The organism is Paenibacillus sp. FSL H7-0357, assembly GCF_000758525.1.
Taxonomy (GTDB): domain Bacteria; phylum Bacillota; class Bacilli; order Paenibacillales; family Paenibacillaceae; genus Paenibacillus_AQ.
In genome coordinates this window covers 524,808-547,005 of sequence record NZ_CP009241.1, presented here as the reverse complement: position 1 = coordinate 547,005, position 22,198 = coordinate 524,808, and the positions used below count along the sequence as shown (strand labels likewise).

The 22,198-nt window shown below is 50.9% G+C and carries 16 protein-coding genes and 2 pseudogenes; 6 read left to right on the top strand and 12 right to left on the bottom strand.

Features of this window, described 5'->3' with window-relative positions; genetic code table 11:
- Positions 1–41: 41 nt before the first annotated feature.
- Entirely contained in the window at positions 42–2,516 is a 2,475-nt protein-coding gene (locus H70357_RS02420) for a glycoside hydrolase family 31 protein (RefSeq protein ID WP_038585359.1), read from the bottom strand.
- A 186-nt stretch (positions 2,517–2,702) separates the two neighbouring features.
- Between H70357_RS02420 and H70357_RS02415 the strand changes: the two are divergent.
- A pseudogene (locus H70357_RS02415) lies at positions 2,703–3,350 on the top strand (tryptophan-rich sensory protein); the annotation flags it as partial.
- A gap of 145 nt (positions 3,351–3,495) precedes the next feature.
- Here H70357_RS02415 and H70357_RS02410 read toward each other — a convergent pair.
- Together H70357_RS02410 and H70357_RS02405 are read right to left on the bottom strand one after the other, a co-directional pair.
- The gene (locus tag H70357_RS02410; protein ID WP_038585356.1) at positions 3,496–3,876 is read right to left on the bottom strand and encodes a RidA family protein; all 381 of its coding nucleotides are present in this window, start codon (positions 3,874–3,876) and stop codon (positions 3,496–3,498) included.
- Between the two features lie 101 nt (positions 3,877–3,977).
- Entirely contained in the window at positions 3,978–4,640 is a 663-nt protein-coding gene (locus H70357_RS02405; protein WP_038585354.1) for an oxidoreductase, read from the bottom strand.
- Positions 4,641–4,794: 154 nt separating this feature from the next.
- Here H70357_RS02405 and tnpB point away from each other — a divergent pair.
- A pseudogene (gene tnpB / locus H70357_RS02400) lies at positions 4,795–5,882 on the top strand (IS200/IS605 family element RNA-guided endonuclease TnpB).
- A 194-nt stretch (positions 5,883–6,076) separates the two neighbouring features.
- Here the strand turns inward: tnpB and H70357_RS02395 are convergent.
- The 3 genes from H70357_RS02395 to H70357_RS02385 all read right to left on the bottom strand — a co-directional run bounded on the left by H70357_RS02395 (position 6,077) and on the right by H70357_RS02385 (position 9,398).
- Positions 6,077–7,351: an MFS transporter gene (locus H70357_RS02395; RefSeq protein ID WP_081965654.1), complete on the bottom strand. Its 1,275-nt coding sequence runs from the start codon at positions 7,349–7,351 to the stop codon at positions 6,077–6,079.
- Between the two features lie 118 nt (positions 7,352–7,469).
- Positions 7,470–8,867 (bottom strand): ATP-binding protein, encoded by a 1,398-nt coding sequence (locus tag H70357_RS02390; RefSeq protein WP_038585350.1) that lies wholly within the window; start codon positions 8,865–8,867, stop codon positions 7,470–7,472.
- Positions 8,868–9,194: 327 nt separating this feature from the next.
- Complete coding sequence (locus H70357_RS02385; protein WP_038585347.1) at positions 9,195–9,398, bottom strand: CsbD family protein; 204 nt, start codon at positions 9,396–9,398, stop codon at positions 9,195–9,197.
- 446 nt (positions 9,399–9,844) lie between these two features.
- On the opposite strand from H70357_RS02385, the gene H70357_RS02380 reads away from it, so the two are divergent.
- From H70357_RS02380 to H70357_RS02365, 4 genes are all read left to right on the top strand, one after another.
- Complete coding sequence (locus H70357_RS02380; RefSeq protein WP_038585344.1) at positions 9,845–10,753, top strand: hypothetical protein; 909 nt, start codon at positions 9,845–9,847, stop codon at positions 10,751–10,753.
- Positions 10,754–10,802: 49 nt separating this feature from the next.
- The gene (locus H70357_RS02375; RefSeq protein WP_038585341.1) at positions 10,803–12,683 is read left to right on the top strand and encodes an FAD-dependent oxidoreductase; all 1,881 of its coding nucleotides are present in this window, start codon (positions 10,803–10,805) and stop codon (positions 12,681–12,683) included.
- A gap of 244 nt (positions 12,684–12,927) precedes the next feature.
- Entirely contained in the window at positions 12,928–13,380 is a 453-nt protein-coding gene (locus H70357_RS02370; RefSeq protein WP_052091770.1) for a hypothetical protein, read from the top strand.
- Positions 13,381–13,397: 17 nt separating this feature from the next.
- On the top strand, positions 13,398–14,378 hold the full coding sequence (locus H70357_RS02365) for a polyprenyl synthetase family protein (RefSeq protein WP_038585338.1): 981 nt from the start codon (positions 13,398–13,400) through the stop codon (positions 14,376–14,378).
- A 992-nt stretch (positions 14,379–15,370) separates the two neighbouring features.
- On the opposite strand, the gene H70357_RS02360 is transcribed toward H70357_RS02365, so the two are convergent.
- The 6 genes from H70357_RS02360 to H70357_RS02335 all read right to left on the bottom strand — a co-directional run bounded on the left by H70357_RS02360 (position 15,371) and on the right by H70357_RS02335 (position 22,186).
- Positions 15,371–16,255, bottom strand: a complete 885-nt coding sequence (locus H70357_RS02360) for a UbiA-like polyprenyltransferase (RefSeq protein ID WP_038585336.1) — start codon at positions 16,253–16,255, stop codon at positions 15,371–15,373.
- Positions 16,256–16,273: 18 nt separating this feature from the next.
- A complete protein-coding gene (locus tag H70357_RS02355) occupies positions 16,274–17,572 on the bottom strand; it encodes an aspartate aminotransferase family protein (RefSeq protein ID WP_038585334.1) in 1,299 nt (432 codons plus the stop codon).
- Between the two features lie 144 nt (positions 17,573–17,716).
- The gene (locus H70357_RS02350) at positions 17,717–19,642 is read right to left on the bottom strand and encodes a peptidase U32 family protein (protein WP_038585331.1); all 1,926 of its coding nucleotides are present in this window, start codon (positions 19,640–19,642) and stop codon (positions 17,717–17,719) included.
- 18 nt (positions 19,643–19,660) lie between these two features.
- A complete protein-coding gene (locus H70357_RS02345) occupies positions 19,661–20,452 on the bottom strand; it encodes an energy-coupling factor transporter transmembrane component T family protein (protein ID WP_038585328.1) in 792 nt (263 codons plus the stop codon).
- A complete protein-coding gene (locus H70357_RS02340) occupies positions 20,445–21,344 on the bottom strand; it encodes an energy-coupling factor transporter ATPase (RefSeq protein WP_038585325.1) in 900 nt (299 codons plus the stop codon). Before H70357_RS02340 ends, H70357_RS02345 begins: the two co-directional genes overlap by 8 nt.
- Positions 21,320–22,186 (bottom strand): ATP-binding cassette domain-containing protein, encoded by an 867-nt coding sequence (locus H70357_RS02335; protein WP_038585323.1) that lies wholly within the window; start codon positions 22,184–22,186, stop codon positions 21,320–21,322. Before H70357_RS02335 ends, H70357_RS02340 begins: the two co-directional genes overlap by 25 nt.
- Positions 22,187–22,198 lie beyond the last annotated feature (12 nt).

Here is a 22,198-nt window from a genome sequence, read left to right as displayed (position 1 = left end):
GTAATTGAAAAAAACCCGCCAGCGGGCGGGTTCAAGTCGTATCAAAGGGCTCTAAAGTGTTCCGGTTGCTGCTCCGCTACCTCCATCCGCAGCTCCCCGCCTTCCGGGTCATCGTCCACTTGAATAATCACCGCACCGCTCTTGCCATTGCGTGCCCAGCCCCGCCGTCCTTCCTTAAGCTGCTCCAGACTGATTTCGGAGAGTCCTTCCACCGATTGGGTGAAGAAAGACGGATAACAGAGCGCGAAGCGCAGCATCTCCCTGCGGGGCGTAAATTCACGGACTGCATAAGACCAGCTTATCCGCAATATCCCTGCTTCCCCGGCGGCCTGTACGTCGATTTGCGAATATTGCCCTCTTCTGTACCCGAAGCTGTGCCCGTCATCTTCATACAGGGTAAAAGCAGCCGAGAATCCTTCCTTGGCTTCCGCACCATACAAGTGAAACACCACCGTTTCCTCTGTTTCTTCGAGTGCGTATTGTTTGAGCGGACCTTCGGCGACAAAACTTCCGGCCTTCACATACATCGGCATGATGTTTAGCGGTGCATCGGCGAGGATATGGCGTCCGCCCTCATGAACTTCACCATCCCAATAATCCAGCCAGCACCCTTCAGGCAGATACACCGAGCGATGCTCCGTATCCGGGCGGTAGACAGGGGCGATCAGCACATTTTCCCCGAGCAAAAATTGATCGCACAGGTTGGTCACATAGGGGTCGCGCGGATACTCCAGAATCAGCGGCCGGATCACAGGAAGCCCACAGGTTTCCGCCTCATGAAAAAGGTTATAGATATGAGGCATCCAGCGGTAGCGCAGGCCGATGAATTCGCGGAGAATCCCTTCGACCTCCTCACCGAACGACCATGGCTCCTGGCGCAGGGTACCGATGGAGGAATGGTTGCGGCAATAGGGGAAGAAAACACCCATCTGTGTCCAGCGCACCAGAAGCTGCGCGGAGGTATGGTGGGCGAAGCCGCCGATATCCGGCCCGGAGAAGGCCAGTCCCGAGAGTCCCATATTAAGCACCATAGGTATCGCCATCGCCATATGCTCCCAGAAGCTGCGGTTATCCCCCGTCCATACCGCGGCGTAACGCTGTATCCCGGCATAACCGGCCCGGGTCAGCACAAAGGGGCGCTCTCCCCCCATATGCTCCGCCAAGCCTTCATAGGTTGCTTTAGACATCATCATCCCATACAGGTTATGGTATTCCTCATGTGTGATCGGATGCCCGTTGTTGAAATGCATCACATCCAGATCCATCGTTTTGCTCTCATTAAACACCGCCGGCTCGTTCATATCATTCCAGATTCCGTCAATGCCGAGGTCGGTATAGTATTTATGCAGATCGCCCCACCATTCAGCCGTCCGGCTGTCGCTGAAATCAGGGAAGGCGCTGATGCCCGGCCACACCTCGCCGAAGAATATATCGCCTTCCAGCCTGCGGCAGAAATGCTTTTCGAGAACCCCTTGCTTGTACACCTCGTAATTGGGATCTTTCTTGACGCCGGGATCAACAATCGGTACGATCCGCACACCGAGCTCCTTTAGCTCCGATATCATCTTTTCCGGCTCGGGAAAGTTTACAGGATCAAAGGTGAAGACACGGTATTCATCCATGTAATGAATATCCAGATAAATGACGTCGCAGGGAATCTTCTTCTCACGGAAGGTCCGGGCAAGCTGCAGCACCTCCTGCTGGTTCATATAGCTATAACGCGACTGGTGGTAGCCGATCGCCCATTTAGGCGGAAGCGCAATCCGTCCGGTCAGCGAAGTGTATCTTGTTACAACATCCTTCATTTCGGGACCATTGATAAAGTAGATATCATAAGCTCCAGTGGAGCAGCCGATCGTAAAAGCAACCCCATGGGACCGCATATCAAAATCGCTCCGGCCCGTATTGTCGAGAAATAATCCGTAGGAGAGGTCGCCATGCATATGAATAATCAGCGGAATGGACTCATACAGGGCTTCTATCTCCGGCAAATGTGGCGCAAACACATCGGTGTTCCAGTTCGTATAACGCTCCCCGCGTTTGTCGAGAAAGCTGGATTTCTCCCCCAGCCCGTAAAAATGCGAATCCGGCTGCATATCATACTCGGCATGACTGGCCCCGCGCGGATTCCAGCTTGTCAGGTTCTGCTGCATGATAACCTTGCCCTCTATATTTTCCACACGGAGAAGAAAAGAGGTTTTCTCAAGGATCAGCCGAATCGCACTGGTAGTGAAGATCAGTGCATCCTCTGTCTCTTCTACCGGGAACAAATGCGGCACACAGCTCTCCGCCAGCACTGCCGCAGATGTTGTCAGATCCGGAACGCTGCTGCGAAACACCTTCATCCGGAACATTTCATCATTCAAAAAAACAAATGCAATCCCGCCGCGCTCCCCGCGGACGATATAAATATTCTCTGAACGTTCCCAGGATTCAATGCTCCCAGGGGTATTCCAGGTTTCCTTCATAACAAGCGGACCCATTTTTTCGGGACGTATTGCTTCGCTGCTCTCCATCGCCTCTTATCCCCCTCCGGCTGTTGCCGCCTTGTTAAAGTTTCCTATTCTACTTCTATTACCCCGCTTGTGCGGACGGCTATCCGCAACCTTATGACCTGCAGGTCATTTTTTTGGGTAATATAGTCTTAACCGCTGATAAAGCGGGTATATTCTATGTAGACTCAGACTTCACCGTTATACAATTTACTTAAGTATCATACCTATTTCACACCGGCCGGTTATGCTTTTTCCATCTGGTCGCTGATCTATCTCCTGCTCGCCGGTTTTATCGTATATCAATTCCGCGAGAGCACCGGGTCACGGGATTCGGTTAACTCTTTGGGCATTTGGTTTGTGCTGAGCTGCGTCTTTAATATGGGCTGGCTGTTCCTCTGGCATTATCTTTACATCGAGCTGTCGCTGGTTGCCATGGTGCTCATGCTGATTACACTAATCGTCATCTATCGTAAAACCCGCAGCGTCACCGATCCGACCACAGGCGAAAAATGGCTGATCAAGCTGCCCTTCAGTATTTATCTCGGCTGGATCTCGGTTGCCACAATTGTAAATGTCAGCGTCGTGCTGGAGAAGAACAACTGGGACGGATTCGGACTCAGTGATCCCCCCTGGGCGGTTATCATGCTCTGCGTAGGCGTACTGCTTGCTGTAATGGTCAGTTTCCCTCACCGGGATAGCATTTATCCACTGGTCTTCGTCTGGGCGTTCATCGCGATTGCCCTTGAGCACAGAGACACCGGAAATGTATTCGTGACCGCTTCAGTGGCGGCAGGCCTGCTGCTGCTCTACAGCATTTGGCTGATGTTTACTTCGCGCCGCCGGAGCAGATATTAACGCGGTTCCCGGAGTTTCAACAACAGGCTGTTTACAGCCCATTCACTGGTCAAAAAAACCCGTTGCCTGATTGTACCGGCAACGGGTTTTTGAATCCATTTGATTTCGTTCAGTTAGCTTATCTAATTAACAACTATAAGGCCCATTATTTCTTGCGCGCTACCGCTTCGATCTCCACAAGACCATCCTTCGGCAGGCGTGCAACTTCAACCGCACTGCGGGCAGGATAGGGTTCTGTAAAGAAACTGCTGTACACTTCATTCACAGCTGCAAAGTCATTCATATCCTTGAGATACACAGTCGTTTTCACAACATGATTCAGCGATGCCCCGGCCTCTTCCAAAATGGCCTGAACGTTGCTTAGCGACTGGCGTGCCTGCTCTTGTACACTTTCCGCAAGTTCTCCTGTTTCCGGATTCAGGCCAAGCTGTCCTGAAGTATATACCCAGTTTCCGGCTACAATCGCCTGACTATATGGCCCGATGGCTCCTGGGGCTTTGGTTGTAGCAACCTGTTTTTTACTCATGATACGCTCCTCCTGTGGGTACACGACATTAATGTCATGATGTACATATGAATTTATGTCCCATTGTACGTGCTGCACTCTGTTTAATGCAAACTTCCCTTCTAGCGGCGACCAATAACATGTATCACATCATTGGGATAAACATGTACGCCGCCTGTGTTGGCAAATGCAATATTCACCATTGCTTTCGCCACTTTGGCACCGGGAATAGCCCGGTACTTCGCTGCTTTGCCGACCATCGCAAAATCAAGTGCCTTCATCAGCACAGCAGCGGCACGTTCTCCCAGCCTGAATTCCTGACGTTCTCCCAGCAGCAATGAGGGCCGGAACAGGTGCAGGCCATGAAACCCGGCGGCGATTAACCCCTCTTCCGTCCGGCCCTTGGTACGGCTGTAGAAATTGCGGGATTTGGCGCTGGCCCCCATAGAGGAAACCGCCAGAAACTGCCTCACACCGCATTGTTTGGCAATTGCAGCGGCCGCAAGCGGATACTGCAAATCCACACGTTCAAATTGCTCCTGTGAGCCTGCTTTTTTTATCGTGGTGCCCAGGCAGCAGAAGACTGCATAGGCCCCGCTGAATTGTTCCTTATATTGCCCAAGCTTTTCCCAGTCAATACTGGTTTGCTTCAGCTTGGGATGCTGCAGCTCCAGCGGGCGGCGGACCAGCACCCGGACCTCATCCCAATCCCCGGTTAGCAGTTCCTCGGTAACTGCCTTGCCTACCAAACCGGTCGCTCCCAGCACTACGGCTATTCTAGTCACGTAATCCCTCCTTTGCTGTGGCACTGCAAATGTTTATCTTCAAAAGCCGAAAAGACTCCGACCTCTATAGGCGGAGAGGAATCGGCGGTTTTCAACTATTCAGCGAACATACGTGCCATACTGTAAGAAAATACTACAAATGGGGGTGTCGCACATGATCGTTCATCAAGCCTATAAATACCGCATCTACCCGAATACCGGGCAACAGCAACTCATTCGTCGAATGTTTGGCTGCTGCCGCTTTGTGTTCAATCATTTCCTGGAAGAGTGGAATCAAACCTATGCCGAGACAGGCAAAGGTTTGTCCTATCAGACCTGTGCGACACAGCTCCCCGTCCTAAAAACACAATATGACTGGCTCAAAGAAGTCGATAGTATTGCTTTACAGTCCGCCGTTCGGCATGTGGCAGATAGCTTTGACCGCTTTTTCAAAAAGCAAAATCAAGCGCCTCGCTTCAAAAGCCGGAAGCATCCAGTACAAAGCTACACCACGAAATTCACGAACGGAAATATCGCCATTGAAGGCAACCGATTGAAGCTTCCCAAGCTCGGCTGGATGCGTTTCGCCAACTCTCGGAAGCTGGAGGGTCGTATATTGTCCGCTACGGTACGGCAAAACGCCAGCGATAAGTATTTTGTCCCCTGGTTTACGAGGTAGAAAAGATCCCACTCCCACAAGCAGATGCACATATCGGCATTGACTTGGGGCTTAAGGAATACGCTGTGTGCTCAAGCGGCGAGCATTTTGCCAACCCCAGGTTTTACCGTCAATATGAGAAAAAGCTTGCGCTGTGGCAGCGGCGTTTGGCGAGACGCACACCAGGGGGCTCCAACTGGAAGAAAGCCAAGAAACACATTGCCCGTATTCACGAACACATTGCAAATTCCCGGAACGATTTTCTCCACAAGATGACAACGAAGCTGATCCGTGAGTGCCAAACGATCAGCATCGAACATCTGCGTGTGGCGAATATGATTCAAAATCCCAAACTCTCCAAGTCCATCGCTGATGCGTCCTGGGGCGAATGGGTGCGACAACTCACGTATAAAGCATCCTGGTATGGACGAACCCTCCGGGTTGCCGACACCTTCGAGCCGACCAGTCAGCAGTGCCACGTATGCGGCATGATCCATCCCGAAGTGAAGAACCTCTCGATTCGAGAATGGACATGTGTAGCTTGCGGAACACACCATGATCGGGATGAAAATGCGGCTCATAATATCAAACAGGTAGCGGTATAGCTATTACCTATAAAAATATTTGGCTCGTAAATATTTTGCATACGCAAAAATCTTTGATGTTCGATTTTTGCTGCGAAAAAAACGTAGAACTGCGAGAACGCAGGGATCGCTTGCCCATAAGAGGAGGTTGCTCCTCTGTTCGCAAGAATCCACCCCTTCAAGTCAGCTAAGTGGTGGAGATTCAAATGATAAGTCTATTCATCTCTGAGAATACGGCGTCCCAGCAGCAGCGCCAGGACGATCATCAGCACCCCGACAACCAGCTGCATGCCATAGACCTGCGTCCAGCGGGGCCATTCAGCGATCCATTCGTAAATTCTGCCCCCGATCAGCGGCCCGAAAAAAGCAGCCAGACCTGTAAGCGCCGCATACATTGCCATATACATTGGCCGTTCCTTTTTCGGCGTATCCCCGATAATGAAGTTAAAGGCCAGCTGGTTGAAGCCGCCTACCCCCATGCCGAATACGATATGGGCCGCAAACAGAACCGGCAGCATCGGGAGAACGGAGAGCATTCCCCACAGCAGCGAGGATGTCGCGATAATCGGCAGCGTCCAGAGCAGCAGGCGCTTATTGCTGTATTTTGCATTCAAATTGCCCCACACGTAGAAGCTGGCCATCATGAAGAGGGTCTGCGACACATTCAGCAGCGACAAGGTCTCATAATTGATATGGAGAAGCTGCAGCATCACATAGGAATAAAGCGGAACCGTAAGGTTCTGCAGCAGCAGCCAGGCGGACAGAAATAAGGTTGACTTCATAAACAGCGTATCATGTAGCGGTTTCCTGAACATCGGCAGAAAGTCCTTCTCCTCTGATTTCTCAAAAGGCACATCCGGATAGAAGAAGAAGACGATGATGTTCGAAATAGAGAATATCCATACCACGATATATAAAATTAGGAAGCCGTGCCCGCCGGGATAACGGTCAAGAACAATCCCGCCGCCATACATCACAAGGCTCCCCAAAGCGTTCAGGAAGGTGTTGCGGATGCCAAAATATCGGCCTCTCACACGAGCAGGGACGAGATCGCTGATGACTGAGCTCCACAGCACACCACCCGCCGTGTTAGCAATGAAAGCGATTGTATATAACACTATAAATGCAATAACCCAATGCTCTTTAGGAAAGATGAACGGTACAAGTCCGGTTGAACCCCACAGCAATCTGTGCAAGCCGATAAAAGTTACCATAGCCCACTTGCGGCTTGGCAGCTTCTGGATCAGAAAGGCTACACCTATTTGCGCAACATTGACCAGGGTAGTAAGCGCCAGCACAAAACCAATCTGGCTGGAGGTAGCTCCTAAATATAATAGAAAGCCGGTCAGAAACTGACCTTGCAGCAGCACCTGGAAGATAGTAGACGGTATCCCCTCGAATGTAGCGATCTGCAGATTTTTGCGTTGTACCGAGGCTTTGCGGATACGCTTTGGACGAATACCGGGCAGCCTGTTTCTCATGATGTTCATGGGGGTATTAACACTCCTTAGATGCGGCGTTTGCTTCATTCTACTCCGCATCATCATCCTGTCAATACACCAAAATCACAAATTAAATTGGAGCAGAAATCCACCGCAGCGCGGAGCCTTACAAAGGCAAATAAAGGGAGAATTGACTGCCCTGATCCTCCTGGCTCTGTAAAGTGATGAATCCGCCAAGCAGCCTGGCCAAATCATTGCTGATGGACAGTCCCAGCCCTGTTCCGCCATATTTCCTTCCAATAGTCTGATCCGCCTGTTGAAAGGCTTCGAAGATGATATCATGCTTCTCTGCGGCTATTCCGATGCCGCTGTCTTCCACGTCAAAAACAATCCAGCGCCGCTCGAGCGCCCCCTCCTTACGCTCCAGTGTGCGGATGTTTAAGGAGACATGCCCTGACACTGTGAACTTAATGGCATTGGAGAGCAGGTTTCGGAGAATCTGCTGCACCCGCTGGGGGTCTGAATGAATGACCAGCGGCACGTCATCATGCAGTGCGATGTTGAACTCCAGCCCCTTTTGTCTGGCTGATACACTGAACTGCACAGCGAGCAGTTCAGGGATTTCACTGACATTCAAATCTTCCTTAAGAATATCAAGCTTGCCTGCTTCTACCTTCGACATGTCCAGAATATCATTGATCAGCGTCAGCAAATCCTCCCCCGAACGGTGAATGATCCCGGCATATTCGGCCATTTCCTCCGGAGTCAGCGATGCCTCATTTTCTTCTATTAATTGTGAAAGATTAATGATACTGTTCAGCGGTGTTCTAAGCTCATGCGACATATTAGCCAGAAACTCCGACTTGTACTGGGAGGCCATCATCAGCTGCTCAGCTCTTTTCTCTAATACGATCTTATTCTTATGCAGCTCCTCCGTCTGGGCAGAGAGCAGCTCATTCGCTCTGACAACCTGTCCGTTACGCATCAGCTCTAATTGGAAGTCACGGATAATTAGCGCGAACAGTATGCTTAGACCCAGCCCGGCGGGCAACGTAACCGGCATAATATCCGTTATATATTCCCGGGCAGGTATAACTCCAAAAATGGTGATATTGATTACGTTCATTAGGTTAACTACGATAATAGTGACTAACCCTTTGTTCATCATGGAAGTAGTGGTACGCCGTATCCAGAAGCTCAGGCCCGCGCAGACGAAACCCAGGATAGATAAATTCAGCACTCCTACCACTGCTGCTTCATTAATGCCGAAGGTTAACCTCGTGAGCCCGGTTCCTACACCAATAATAATAAGGATGAAGGGATGCGGGTAAGCCAGAGTAGAAATAATGAGCGGCACAAACCGCAAATCAAAGATAACGTGCTCTTCCAGTCTGTACCCGAAGAAGGAGCTGATCCAGCCGGCAAAGATAGCCAGCAGCACCCAACTAACCTTTTTAACCCGTTCCGGAGCATATGTAATTGTGTGTTTATATATTAAATTCGCCAGATAAGCCAATGTTATGAGAAGGGCTGTGTTCATAAAAAATATTTTCAAATACTCCATAGCTTCACTCCTACATCATTTACGTAATAGCAAACATCTTATCTATACTATCACAGTGGCGAATTGAATTCATGAAACTATAGCTCTATTGCTGTATATCCGGACAGTGCGCGAAGCTAGTTTCTTACAATTAAAGAAGACCGCAAATGAACAGGAGCGCAAATCAAATGCGATTTGCGCTCCTGTCTTTCAGCTCTCTTCCAGCTCTATAGTAGGCTCTTCCAGGTCATATTCGGCTTGTGTCCACATCTCTGCATCCTGAATCGTCCATAAGACACCGCCTCTTCATGAATATGGGATTACCCTGTGACGAGGCCTGATTTTCCGCTAGCTGCGGAACGACTTCTCCCAGCTGTTATATTCCGCCTCTGCGGCATCCTTGGTATGTCCGTAACGTTCCTGCAATTTACCGACCAATTTATCCTTCTCGCCGTCAATTACGTCAAGATCATCGTCAGTAAGCTTGCCCCACTGCTTTTTGGCTTCACCTTTAAGCTGCAGCCATTTTCCTTTAACCACATTGTTATCCATTACATGTCATCTCCTTAGCCTTATTTAGGTATCGTTTAGAAGCTCATGTCTAGTAAATACTTAACCGTGCTCCCCGGATATGAATCTGGACAGTCTGCAGAATGAAGTCGTATTTTGTCACATAATAGTCTTTTAAAATGGGTATCAATATATTTTAAAAATTGATATAATCCAAATGTAAATTAATTTTTTGTTCGTTAAGTGATTATTTTCACATGATATTTTCCTCCCTTGTGCTAAAATGCCATCGAAGTAGAAACAAGATGTCTAAATTTTTTTCTAATGCTGACCGATATATGTCAAGGTAATGCTACAATTAGGGTCTAAAGCCTTGGGTACACGTGACATATGTCATTTATAAAGTGATTTTTGTCACTTCCAACGACTATTAAAATGTTTTACATTTTAATATATATATTTTAAACTATTTTTGGAGGTCATATCAAATGAAAAAAGCTTCTGTAATCTTGTCGAGCGCTCTTGTACTCGGTACTCTGCTCGCGGGTTGTGGCAACAACAATGATGCTAACAACGCTGCACCAACAAATGCTCCTGTAGAAACTACCGCACCAGCTACCAACTCCGGCAGCAACACTGCTGGAACAGAGACTGGAAAATACAAGGACGGTACTTACTTCGGAACTATTGAAGCAGATGCAGAAACCGGCTGGCAAACTTACGCCCTGCTGACTGTAGAAGGCGGAAAAATTACCAAAGCTGATTGGAATGCTTTTAACGTTAAAAACGCAGGCGATCTGAAGAAAAAAGTTTCTGAAGATGGTAAATACGGTTTGGTTGAAAAGGGCGGCGCTCAATCCGAATGGCATGAGCAAGCAGTTAAAGCCGAAGCTTACCTGATCGAAAAACAAGATCCTGCAGCAATCACTGTTGATGCTGAAGGACATACAGATGCAATCTCCGGTGTATCCGTACATGTAAATGACTTTGTCGCTGCTGCTCAAGCTGCACTTGCTGCCGGTCCTGCCGAAGCTGGTGCTTACAAAGACGGCGGATATCATGCAGAAGGCGAAATGGATAAAGAATCCGGCTGGAAATCCACAGTTGACCTGACTGTTGCAAACGGAAATGTTGTTGCTGTTAAATTCAGCGGTTTGAATGCTGCAGGCGACGATAAGAAACAATTCTCTGTAGACGGCAAATACGGCATGAAAGCCGGCGGTGCTTCTGCTGAATGGCATGAAGAAATCGCATTGGCTGAAAAGTATTTCCTTGAAAACAAAGGTGCTGCTCCTACTTTGGATGCCGAAGGTAAAACAGATGCCATTTCCGGCGTATCCATCCACGTAGGCGAATACTTTACACTGGCAGAAAAAGCACTCGAAGGCGCGAAATAATAATTCGCACTCCTCTTGCAGCTAATCAGACGAATGAGGTGAGTTTCTCTTGAAGAAAATAGTCATTTTGGGCGGCGGCTACGGCGGCGTACTCACGGCTAAGAAACTGGCAAAGAAATTTAAGAACGACAAAGATGTAGAAATCAAACTGATCGACCGGAATCCCTATCACACTCTATTGACTGAGCTGCATGAGGTTTCAGCGAACCGCGCGCCCGAGGATTCAATTAAGATTGATCTGAAGAAAATCTTTGCAGGTCTTAAAGTAGATGTAGTTCTTGATGAGATCAGCAACATTGATTTCAAGAACAAGAAGCTTAAATCCGACAAAGCTACCTATGCTTATGATTACCTGGTAATCGGCACAGGCAGCAAACCTACTTTCTTCGGGATACCGGGAGCTGAAGAGAATACCTTCTCCTTCTGGTCCTATGACGACGCGGTTGCGCTCAAACGTCAAATCCGCGACATGTATACCAAAGCGGCTCAAGAGAAGAATGCGGCTGTACGCCGTTCCATGCTGACCTTCGTTATTATCGGCGCCGGCTTTACGGGTGTCGAGCTGGTTGGGGAAATGGCCGAACAACGCGAAGAATTGTGCAAAGAGTTCTACATCGACCCTTCTGAAGTGCGGCTGATTGTAGCCGATATGGCTCCTAAGATTCTGCCTATCCTGCCGGATAAGCTGATCCAGAAAGCAGAAGCCCGCCTTCGCAAGATGAATGTAGAAATCGTTACAGGCGCCAAGATCACCGAGGTAGGCAAAGGCAGTGTGGCTCTCGGTGAGAAAAACATCGTGGATGCACAGACCATTGTCTGGACAGCCGGTGTTGAAGGCTCTGAAATCGTTGGCAACCTTGAAGTTCAGCAACAAGGACGCAAGCGGATTGTAACGAACGAAAACCTTGAAAGTGTAGACCACAAGAACGTATACGTTGTAGGGGATAACATCTTCTTCATCCCTGAAGGCGAAACACGTCCTGTACCGCAAATGGTTGAGAACGCCGAACAAGCAGCTCCAGTTATTGCCGGCAACATTACCGCCGACATCAAAGGAACTGCCAAGAAGGCCTACAAACCAGGTTTCCACGGTACAATGGTTTCCATAGGCAGCCGCTACGGTGTGGCCAACGTCGGCCTCCCAGGCAAGCTGTTTATGCTCACCGGCTTTATGGCTATGCTCTCCAAACACTTTATCAATATGTTCTACCTGTCCCAGGTTGTTGGTTTCAACAAAGTCTGGACTTATATGATGCATGAGTTCTTCCATGTGGAAAACCGCAAGAGCTTCCTCGGCGGCCACTTCTCCAAACGTTCGCCAAACTTCTGGCTCGTTCCGCTCCGCATGCTTCTCGGGGGCATGTGGCTGTATGAAGGTATCGACAAGATGAAGAAGATATGGGAAGATCCGGATAAGATTTTCCTGATTCCTGCAGCTCCATTCGCTACAGACGCTGCATCATCGGCCAGCGTTGCCGTAGATGCTGTAAAAGATACAGTGGATGCACAGTCGGCTGCTTCTGCAGTTACGACAGCCAAAGAAGCGGTTGAAGCTTTGCCGGTTCCAGGCTTCGTATATGATATTACGAACTGGTTCATGGATTTAATGTTCTACAACAATGACGGAACTTATACGTTCCTGGCTAAATGGTTCCAAATCGGTATGGTTTGTGCCGAAATCGTCTTTGGTATTATGCTTATCGTAGGTCTGTTCACAGCAATTGCTTCGATCGCTACCATCGGTATGGCCGTCATGATCTGGTCGACGAAGATGGCGTCGACGGAAATGCTCTGGTATGTTGGTGCGGCAATCGCCACAATCGGCGGATCCGGCAGCATCTTCGGTCTGGATTACTACGTTCTTCCTTGGCTCAAAAAGCAGTGGAAAAGGATACCGCTCGTCCGGCGATGGTATCTGTATACCGACTGACGTTAGGCAGGAATGAAATACCGCTGCAGTTGAATATGATGTTCATAAGAGTAATGTGTCCCTAGGACACATTACTCTCCTTATTTACACAGGTGAAAGCATCTTTCACGTCCTAATTTGTATTTGAGCTTCCAGCAAGCAGGCAATGATTCAAGCAAACGCCTGTCTTTGTTTTAAATAATGGTTTTGTAGGGATAATCAAGGTTATGGTTTCTTCCGGCAAAACCGACAAGAAGGAGAGAATATGGTGAACAAACAACTCATTGAAGATACCTTCCGGCTATTACAGACTGAAATGTCACCGATTGCCGGAATTCAGTTGCATCTCTCTCCGGCAGAATGTGAGCAGCTGCTCCCGGTACTGGAACGCCATGATCTGGAATATAACCGCAAAGTCCATTTGCTAGGTATTTACACGATTCTTACCATGGCGGCAGGGCGCCATATGGATTGTGTCCCACATCATCCCGACCTGACCCGCAACATTTTGGATGGAGACTACTTATACAGCTTCTACCTTCAGTTTGCGGTGAAATGCCGCGAGCTGGATCTGGTTGCATATTTGGCTCCCTCGATCAAAAAAATGCAGATACGGCGTGCAAATGGAGACTTCACGGATCAAAATCCGGTTGCAGGAATTGAAGAATTCCTTCTCCAAGAGCAAAGGCAGCAGAACCGCACAAGCAAAGCCATTTGACAGGTGGGAATCTTACTATGAAGCTGCATGAAGCCTTGAATATAGACATTAATGAAATTAACCGCGAAATTGAAAACCTTGTAGCCCGTGACCGGGATGTGCCCAAAAAGTCACAGCTGGCCCAGAGTATTCTTGAGCTGATCGGCTCAGGCGGGAAACGCCTGCGTCCGCTGATGGTCATTGTGGGCAGCCGGTTCGGACGCAAGTCCCCAGGCCGCAGAGCGCTGCAATTATCCGCTGCTGCCGAGTTTATTCACGCGGCCTCTTTAATTCATGATGATATCATTGACGATGCAGAGCTTCGGCGGGGCGGGGCAGCGCTTCATACCAAAACCGGTGTATTATCCGCTGTGCATATCGGAAACTATATGTCCGCCCGCGTAATTGAGCTCTTAAGCAAATACACAGGTGACAAAAACCGCTACGTCCATGATCTATCCTCCGTAGCCACCGCTCAATTATGCCTGGGTGAATACCAGCAAATGGAGCATGCCTACGATTATGATCTGACGTTTGAGCAGTACCTGGAGAAATCGCGTAACAAAACAGCGCTGCTGATGGCCACCTGCCTCAGGGTAGGCGCACTGTCCGCTGAAAGCACTGAAGAAGTGGCGAATCTTCTCTATGCCTTCGGTGAAGCGCTCGGAATGTCGTTTCAGATCCAGGATGATCTCTTGGACTTCACCCAATCTGCCGAGGTGCTTGGTAAACCGGCCGGAAGCGACCTGCGCAACGGTCAGGTAACCCTGCCCACCCTCTTTGCACTGCAGGACCCTGAGCTGGCCCCTCTCATCCGTAGGATCGGCCCCGGATCATCCGGGAAGGAAGTCGCCGAGGTACTGGAGCTGATCAACCGCAGCGATGCCTTATCCCGTACCGAGGACGTCAGCCAGAATTACCTGGATCAGGCCTCAGCCATAGTGCAGCAACTTTCCGGCTATCCGGCGAATGCCGACCTGGAGACGCTGCTGCAGTACTTCGCGGGACGTGACCGCTGAAGTCCGGCTTAGAGATCCAATGGATGCTGAATGGAGTAAGCCATTACCCTAAATACTATGTTCCACATACAAAAGAGAGCCCCACAGCGGGCTCTCTTTTGTATGTATTCAACTGTCATACTATTCTTCGCATCCTCACATACTCAAACTGGGTCTGGATTAGGATACCTGGCCTTTTTGCTATGCTGAAAAGTAAACGCAGCACAGCGTGTGTGCTGAGCGTACGTGTGTGTGCGTGAGCATATGTGAGCGTCCATGAGCGTGCATGAGTGTGCGTGCGTGAGCATTGAGCATCCATGAGCCATGCGGTGAGTCTACCTGAGCGTCTATGAGCGTGCGTGAGCGTGGTGCTGAGCGTACTGTGGTCCATGAGCGTGCGTGAGCATATTTAGCAGTGACACTCGCCTATATTCAACTTCTTCCCTTTGTTGTAGACAGGGGCTGGATAGGACATTTTTATCCAAAGTGGTGCTGTGATTAGCTATCGGACTCCAGCGTCGTTATTTCGAGAATTAACTCAACATCCGTGCTCTATCGGACCGTAGTGCAGTTATATTGCATTTTCGAAGCCCATTTTGCTGCTTCCTGCAGGATCAAGGTCTCTCCAGTCCGCGTGCAAAGAAAATGAGCTAAGATCAGGTGAATAGCGTCTCCTTAGTCCGGATACAGGAATAAAGGAAAGCTGTCTGCTTTGAATCCTCCTTCCCCACGCAAAAAAAGCGCGTCAGCCTAAGCTTTCCGCGCTCTTCTGCCACCCCCCGCTGGGTAGGCATGTTGTTTTTTTTGTGTTAGCCTTACGGGGTGCCAAGGCGGATTAGGATGCGGAGCGGAGGGGAAGTTTGGAACTGGAGGAGCGCCAGCGCCCGCCTTTATGTTTGGATTTCTACCGCAGACAGCGGAACAAAATCAGGAAATCCAAACATAACAGTGGCCGGAAGTCCAAACATTCCCCGGAGTGCAGCCTCTCCTAATCGCCCGCCGCCTCCATACCCCTAGCTAACGTAAAAATAATCAATCAGCGTACACAGCAATATCACCATACTGATCACCTGATTCAAATTATAAGAAGCCACCTTCATCAGCTTCCGGTTCGACGGCTTGATGATCTTATGCTCCGCCATCAGGAGCAGCGTAGCAATACCGATGCCCACAAGATACATCCAGCCCAGATCACGCCAGAGATAGAGGAACAGCAGCAGCAGGATCATAATGAAATGCAGGCCTTTGGAGATCCGCAGTGCATTTTCGAGTCCGAAGAAGCTGGGGATCGACCACAACCCGTGCCGCCGGTCAAAGTCGATATCCTGAGTGCCGTAAATGATGTCAAAGCCGGCAATCCAGAGCATCACGACTGTACCAATCACAAACGGCGTAAAAGCGATATTTCCTGTCACAGCGAACCATGCACCGATCGGTGCCGAGGCAATGACGAACCCCAGGTACAGATGGCTGAGAAAGGTAAACCGTTTCGTGTAGGAGTAAGTAGAGATCAGGACAATGGCCACTGGCGACAGCAGCAGACAAAGCAAGTTCAGCATACCGGCAGCGACTATAAACAGCGCGTAGTTGATGACAATGAACAGGATGACTTCCTTCTCCGCAAGCAGCCGCTGCGGCAGATGGCGGTGCGCCGTGCGCGGGTTCTGTTTGTCAAAGGTGCGGTCCACCAGCCGGTTAAAGGCGTTCGCGCCGTTGCGTGCCCCGATTAAGGCAATAAGCCCCCACAGCATCATATGGCCGGAGGGCCATCCCCCGGCAGCCCACACCATCGAGATGATTGCAAACGGCAGCGAAAAGAGTGTATGCGAGAACATAACCAGTTCGCTGAACATTTTCAGCTTGAGCGCGGTGGTTTTGAAAGCATTCAATATAACCATATCATTCTTCCTTTATCTTCATTTCCTGTGAGGGTGTGAGGCTTGAAGCAGCACTTCATTCAGTGCTTTTATCATACCATCAATATCCTCCGCTGTAACGATCAGCGGCGGTTGAAAGGCGAGAACATTGCGGTTCACACCGTTTTTGCCGATCAAATATCCACGGTCCTTCATCTCTTCCAGCACATCGTCCGTCAGCTCTGCCGCAGGAACGGCGTCGCTGCCAGCCAGCTCCGCCCCCAGCATCAAGCCGGTACCCCGCACGTCGGAGATCAGTGCCGGATAACGCTCCTGCAACTGCTGCAGACTGCGCTTCAGCCGCTCTCCAAGCTCTGCCGCCCGCTCCGCCAGCCGCTCGCCCTCAATATAATCCAATACGGCCAATGCCGTAGCCGCCGAAACAGGATTGCCTCCGAAGGTGGAGGCTGAAGGCCGGTTCAACGAGGCGGCAATTTCATCCGTAGTCGCGAAGGCAGCCACCGGTACCCCGTTGCCCAGCGCCTTGGCCATGCTGATGATATCCGGAACCACACCGAAATGCTCCATGGCGAACATGGCTCCGGTGCGGCCGTAGCCGGTCTGAATCTCATCATCAATAAGCAGCACACCGTATTGGTCCAGCAGCGCCTTGACTTCGCGGAAATACCAGGAGACCGGCATAATCATGCCGCCATTGCCCTGAATCGGTTCGACGATCATCGCAGCAATGTGGCCGCCTTTCTCCTGCAGCACATGTTCGAGGTTCTGGAGCGACCGCGCCCCGGCCTCTTCCAGCGTAAGTTCAGGATCATACGGGCGTGTAATGAACGTTACGTCCTCATCCAGATATTTGTCGGTTCTCCACATTTGGAGGCCGGTGACGCTCATCGTGAGATTAGTCCGGCCGTGCAGCCCGCTTTCCAGGGCAATGAACCCTTTGCGGCCGGTATGCATTCGGGCCAGGAGCAAAGCCCCTTCATTGGCCTCTGAGCCGCTGTTGACGAAGAAGGTCCGGCGCAAGCTCCCCGGCAGCAGCTGTTCGAGCCGTTCCGCCAAGTCGACACCCGGCTGTGTTAGGTAGACCGTGGACGTGTGCTGGAGCTGCTGAAGCTGCTCGATCGTGCGGGCTGTAATCGCCGGGTTGCAGTGACCACAGGCCACGACGGATACCCCGGCGAAAAAGTCCGTATATTGCTTGCCGTTCTCATCATAGACAAACTGCATGCTTCCGCGCACCAATTGCGGGGCATCACGGTAAAAGTGTGCGGTGCAGGGATAGAAATACTGCTTTCTTTTAGCGGCTACCCCATCTCTTCCAATGAATTGCTGTTGTTCCATCTATGGTCCCTCTCCTTCTGCTGCTTCTCTATAACTCTCTTAATATGGAAAATAAATCAGTGCAATAGTTTGTGAAAAAAGTAACTTATCACTCTAGCATTTACCGTTAAAATTGCTATCCAGAAACCCTTAAAAATTTAAATATCAATTAAACTGCAGCGAACCCAGGGTATAACCTGCATACACCGGCTTCAAACCGCCGAGCAGCTCTTCCTTTTCCAAAGAACCGTTGATTGCTGCCTGATAAGCCTTAATAATACCGCGCAGCTCTTCCACACTATAGGTCGCTCCTTCAATCCGCAAGCTGGCAATGCCAAGGCCCTTCATCTCCTCCACCATAGGCAGATAGCAAAGCTCCTTGGAGAACAGCAGGTGGCAGCGGCCGTATTGGTCACGGTACACCGGATTCTCGCCTTTATCCGTCTTCAGCACCAGTACCTCATTGCTTACATACAGGTTGTCTTCTTCACCAATCGGCTCCATCACCTCGGTATTCTCGAACAGATCATGCTCCATATACATCAGTGCCGGTGTGCCGTGAACGACAACTTCGAGCGGCAACTCGCAGCCGGAGGTAAAGGATGCAAAATGCTCCATCGTCATTTCCGGTGAAACCGTTAGCTTAGCCAATCCCAGTCCGGCATACAGCCCGGCAGAAAGATGATTGTATACATTCAGATTGGCGTCCCCGATCATCGGGTATCCCGTCTGGGCGAAACGGCGAATCGCTCCAAGGTTCGTAATCAGCAGCCCGTCAATCGGCAGGCGTTCCCCGCTCAGCAGATGATCGTATTGATCAAAATGCAGCTCCGTCATCATCCTTGGCATCCCAAGGTAGAGCTTTGTCTTTCCTTTTAAGGCGCCAAGTTCCTTAATGTCCTGCTTCGTAAACGGACGGTCCGGCTCAAATACATCACCTGGCAGATATAAATGATCTACACCCAGCTCAAGCACCAGACGGGCCTGCTCCATATTATTCACGCGTACCGCAAGCTCTGGTTTACTTTGCTCACTGCGTCTGCCTTCCGCAAGCCGCTCACGCAGCTGCATTACCCGGTCCACCGATAGCTCCCGCTCTGCAGTAGGTGTACTGAATACCTTGCCTGTGCTGTAAAATTTGCCTGTACCTTCATAGCGGCGGTTGATGTTTGCCAGTCCCGGCTTGCCAAAAGCATACGCGGTGGAAAAGTCACGTTTCCGGTTTTGGTGCAGCATCTTGGTATCAACGGTACGGTCAAAACCGATTGGATCCTCAATATAACGGTCAATGGCTTCACCATAGCTGTTCGAGAGCATCACCATGAACTCTTTGTCGCGCATCCGGCCCTCAATTTTAAAAGAAGTAATGCCTGACTCAATCAGCTCCGGAAGATGCTCATACATGAACATGTCTTTGACAGCCAGCGGATATTCAGCCGGGAAGACATAGCCGTCTTTCTTGATCCGGTAATCCCAGCGGCAAGGCTTCATGCATTTGCCCCGGTTGCTGCTCATGCCGAAGACCTGGGAGCTGAAGTAGCAGTTTGCCCCGTGCACAGAGCACATATCGCCGTGAATGAAATACTCCAGCTCCATGCCGCTCCGCTGACCCAGCAGCTTAGCCGTCTGCAGATCCATCTCACGCGAGGTCACCACCCGGCTTACCCCAAGATCACGCAGCGCGTAAACCATCTCCAGATTGTGCACATTCATCATCACCGAGGCGTGAACCGGAAGCGTAAGCTCCATCTCGCGGATCAGCTCCAGCACAGCCATATCTTGAACGATCAGTGCATCGGGATGAACTCCGTCGAGAAAACGAAGATACTCTCTGGCTTCCTCCACATCATCCTCACTGAACAGGTTGTTTACCGTAATATATACTTTTTTGTCCAGGCTGTGGGCGATCGCAAGGGCTTCAATAATCTCCTCATGAGACAGGTTGTAGCCTTTACGCATCATTCTCATGTTCAGCACAGGACCGCCAAAATAGACTGCGTCACATCCTGACTGCACCACTTCCTTGAAAATTTCAAACGTTCCCGCCGGTGCCAGCAGTTCGATTTCCTTACCATTAAAATAACGTGCCATTTTTGTTTCCCCCTAAAATTACAATAATGCTACTGCAACTCCCATGATGATGAACATAGCGACAAAAACAGTATCGGCCCAGCCCCACCTGAGGCGGTGATACCGGCTGCGCGGCGCATCCATGCGGAACCCGCGGGCTTCCATGGAATAGACCAAATCCTGAGCGCGCCGGAAGGCGCTGGAGATTACCGGCACAAGCAGCGAGACGAGCATCCGCCCCTTTTCCTTAAGCGGCAGCTCCTTCAGGTCGGCTCCGCGTGAGGCTTGCGCCTTCATGATGATCTGCGATTCGTCGAGAATCGTCGGAATGAAGCGCAGGGCGATGCTGATCATCAGCGTAATCCGTTCCGGCGACAGCCCCAGCTTTTTGAACGGGGTCAGGATGCCCTCCAGACCCCGGTTCAGCTTCGCAGGTTTTGTAGTGAAGGTAAGCAAGGCTGTGAAGGTGATCAGGAAAAACATGCGAATGACGGAAAACGCGGCCAGCCGCAGCCCGCCTTCATGCAGCGAAAAAGAGCCGATAGAGAAAACCGCATCGCCTTCCTTAACGGTCAGGGCTTGAACGACAAAGATAAACAACATTAAATAACGCAGCGGCTTCGCCGCCTTGACGAAATATTTAAGCGATATTCGGGTTGATGACATGACCGCTATCGAAAATACGGCCAGCAGCGCCATCGCCATCCATGAATGCGACAGTAAAATAACAACTAAATATAAGATCATCCCGATGATCTTGGCCCGGGCATCCAGCTTGTGTACCCAGGAGCCGGTCTCAATGCTGCGCCCGAGCAGCAGCCGATCATTCATAGCTATCCCTCTTTCCTGCAAGGCCCGGGCCCTCCGCTGCTCCAGGCAGCGAAGCAATCAGCTCGGCGAGGCTGCCCGCGGTCAACCGGGGCTTCTCCCCCGCAAGACCGAAGCGGTCGGCAACCGCCCGCCAGTAGCGGAGCGACTGCGGCACCGTCAGGCCGCAGCGTTCCAGAATATCCGAATCGGCAGCAAGCTCCTGGCTAGTGCCCTGAAAAGCCAGCTCGCCTTCCTTAAGCAGGACCCAGCGGTCGGCATAGGGAAGCAGCTCATCCATCCGGTGCGTCACGATGATAATCGTCCGGCCCTGCTCGCGGCAGAGCCGCTCCAGCAGCCCGATCAGCTCCGCCCTGCTGATCGGGTCGAGTGTCGCTGTCGGTTCATCCAGCACAACGATATCCGGGTCCATGGCCAGCACCGAAGCGATGGCCGCCTTGCGCATCTGTCCGCCGCTTAGACGGAACGGATTGCGCTCCAGCAGTCCAAGATCCAGCCCCATGTCTGTCATCGCCTTGCGTGTGCGCTCCTTGGCTTCCTCAAGACTCATGCCAAAGTTAAGCGGGCCGAAGCACAGATCCTTCTCTACCGTCTCCTCAAACATCTGCTGCTCGGGAAACTGAAAGACCAGACCGACCCGGCGGCGCAGCGGAAGCAGCTTCGGAGATTTCTCGCCGGCACGGATAGTTACATCAAGGACACTGACCGCCCCCTCCGTCGGCTTCAGAATTCCGTTGAACAGCTGCAGAAGTGTCGATTTTCCCGAGCCGGTTGCCCCGGCAATGCCCACCATCGATCCGCTGGGGATGTTAAGATTAATCCCGTGCAGCGCTGTCTGCCTCCAGAGGCTCCGGTCCGCGTAGGTGTAGCTTACTTGTTGTAGTTGTATGGCCATAATGTGTCTATAAGCTCCTTTTCACTGGCGGGAACATCCACCTTAATCCCCAGGTTCTGCAGTTCACGGGCAAGCTGCCAAGGATACGGCTCCCGCAGGTGGCACTTCTCCAGAAGCTCTTCATTCCGGAACAATTCCGCAGGGGTTACATCTGCCGCCAGTCCACCCCCGTGCAGGGCCAGCACGCGATCCGAGGCCAGGATTTCATCGGCATCGTGTGTAATCATTAGAAGGGTATAGTTCCCTTCCGCGCGCATATCCTGCAAAATGCCCATCAGCTCGTTCCGGCTTCCTTCGTCCAACATGGAAGAGGCCTCGTCAAAGATGACGATGCCTGGCTTCATGGCTAGAATGGAGGCAATAGCGACCCGCTGCTTCTGGCCTCCCGACAGCTCGCCGGGATGCTTGGCCAGCAGATGGCCGATCCCCAGCTTCATGGCATAGGATTTCAGCCGTTCCTCCATCTCCGCGTAGGGTAAACACAGCCCCTCCAGGCCGAATACGATGTCTTCCTCTACCGTTGCCCCGATAAACTGGTTGTCAGGGTTCTGGAACACCATGCCAATGCACTGACGGATCGTTCCAATATTCTCTTCCTGCAGTTTATGGCCGCAGATGAAGATCTCTCCGGCACTTTTAGGCAGCAGGGCATTCAGCAGCTTGACCAGCGTTGACTTGCCGCAGCCGTTCGGTCCCACGATGCTTACCCATTCCCCCTGCTGGATAGATAGTGTAATATTCTGGAGGATCGGGTGCTCCGGGTTATATCCAAACGATACGCCTGCCAGTGAGATCACTGGCGGTTCCGCTCCAGCTTCCAGCTCATTGTTAAATTCATTCATGTTAGTCATCCT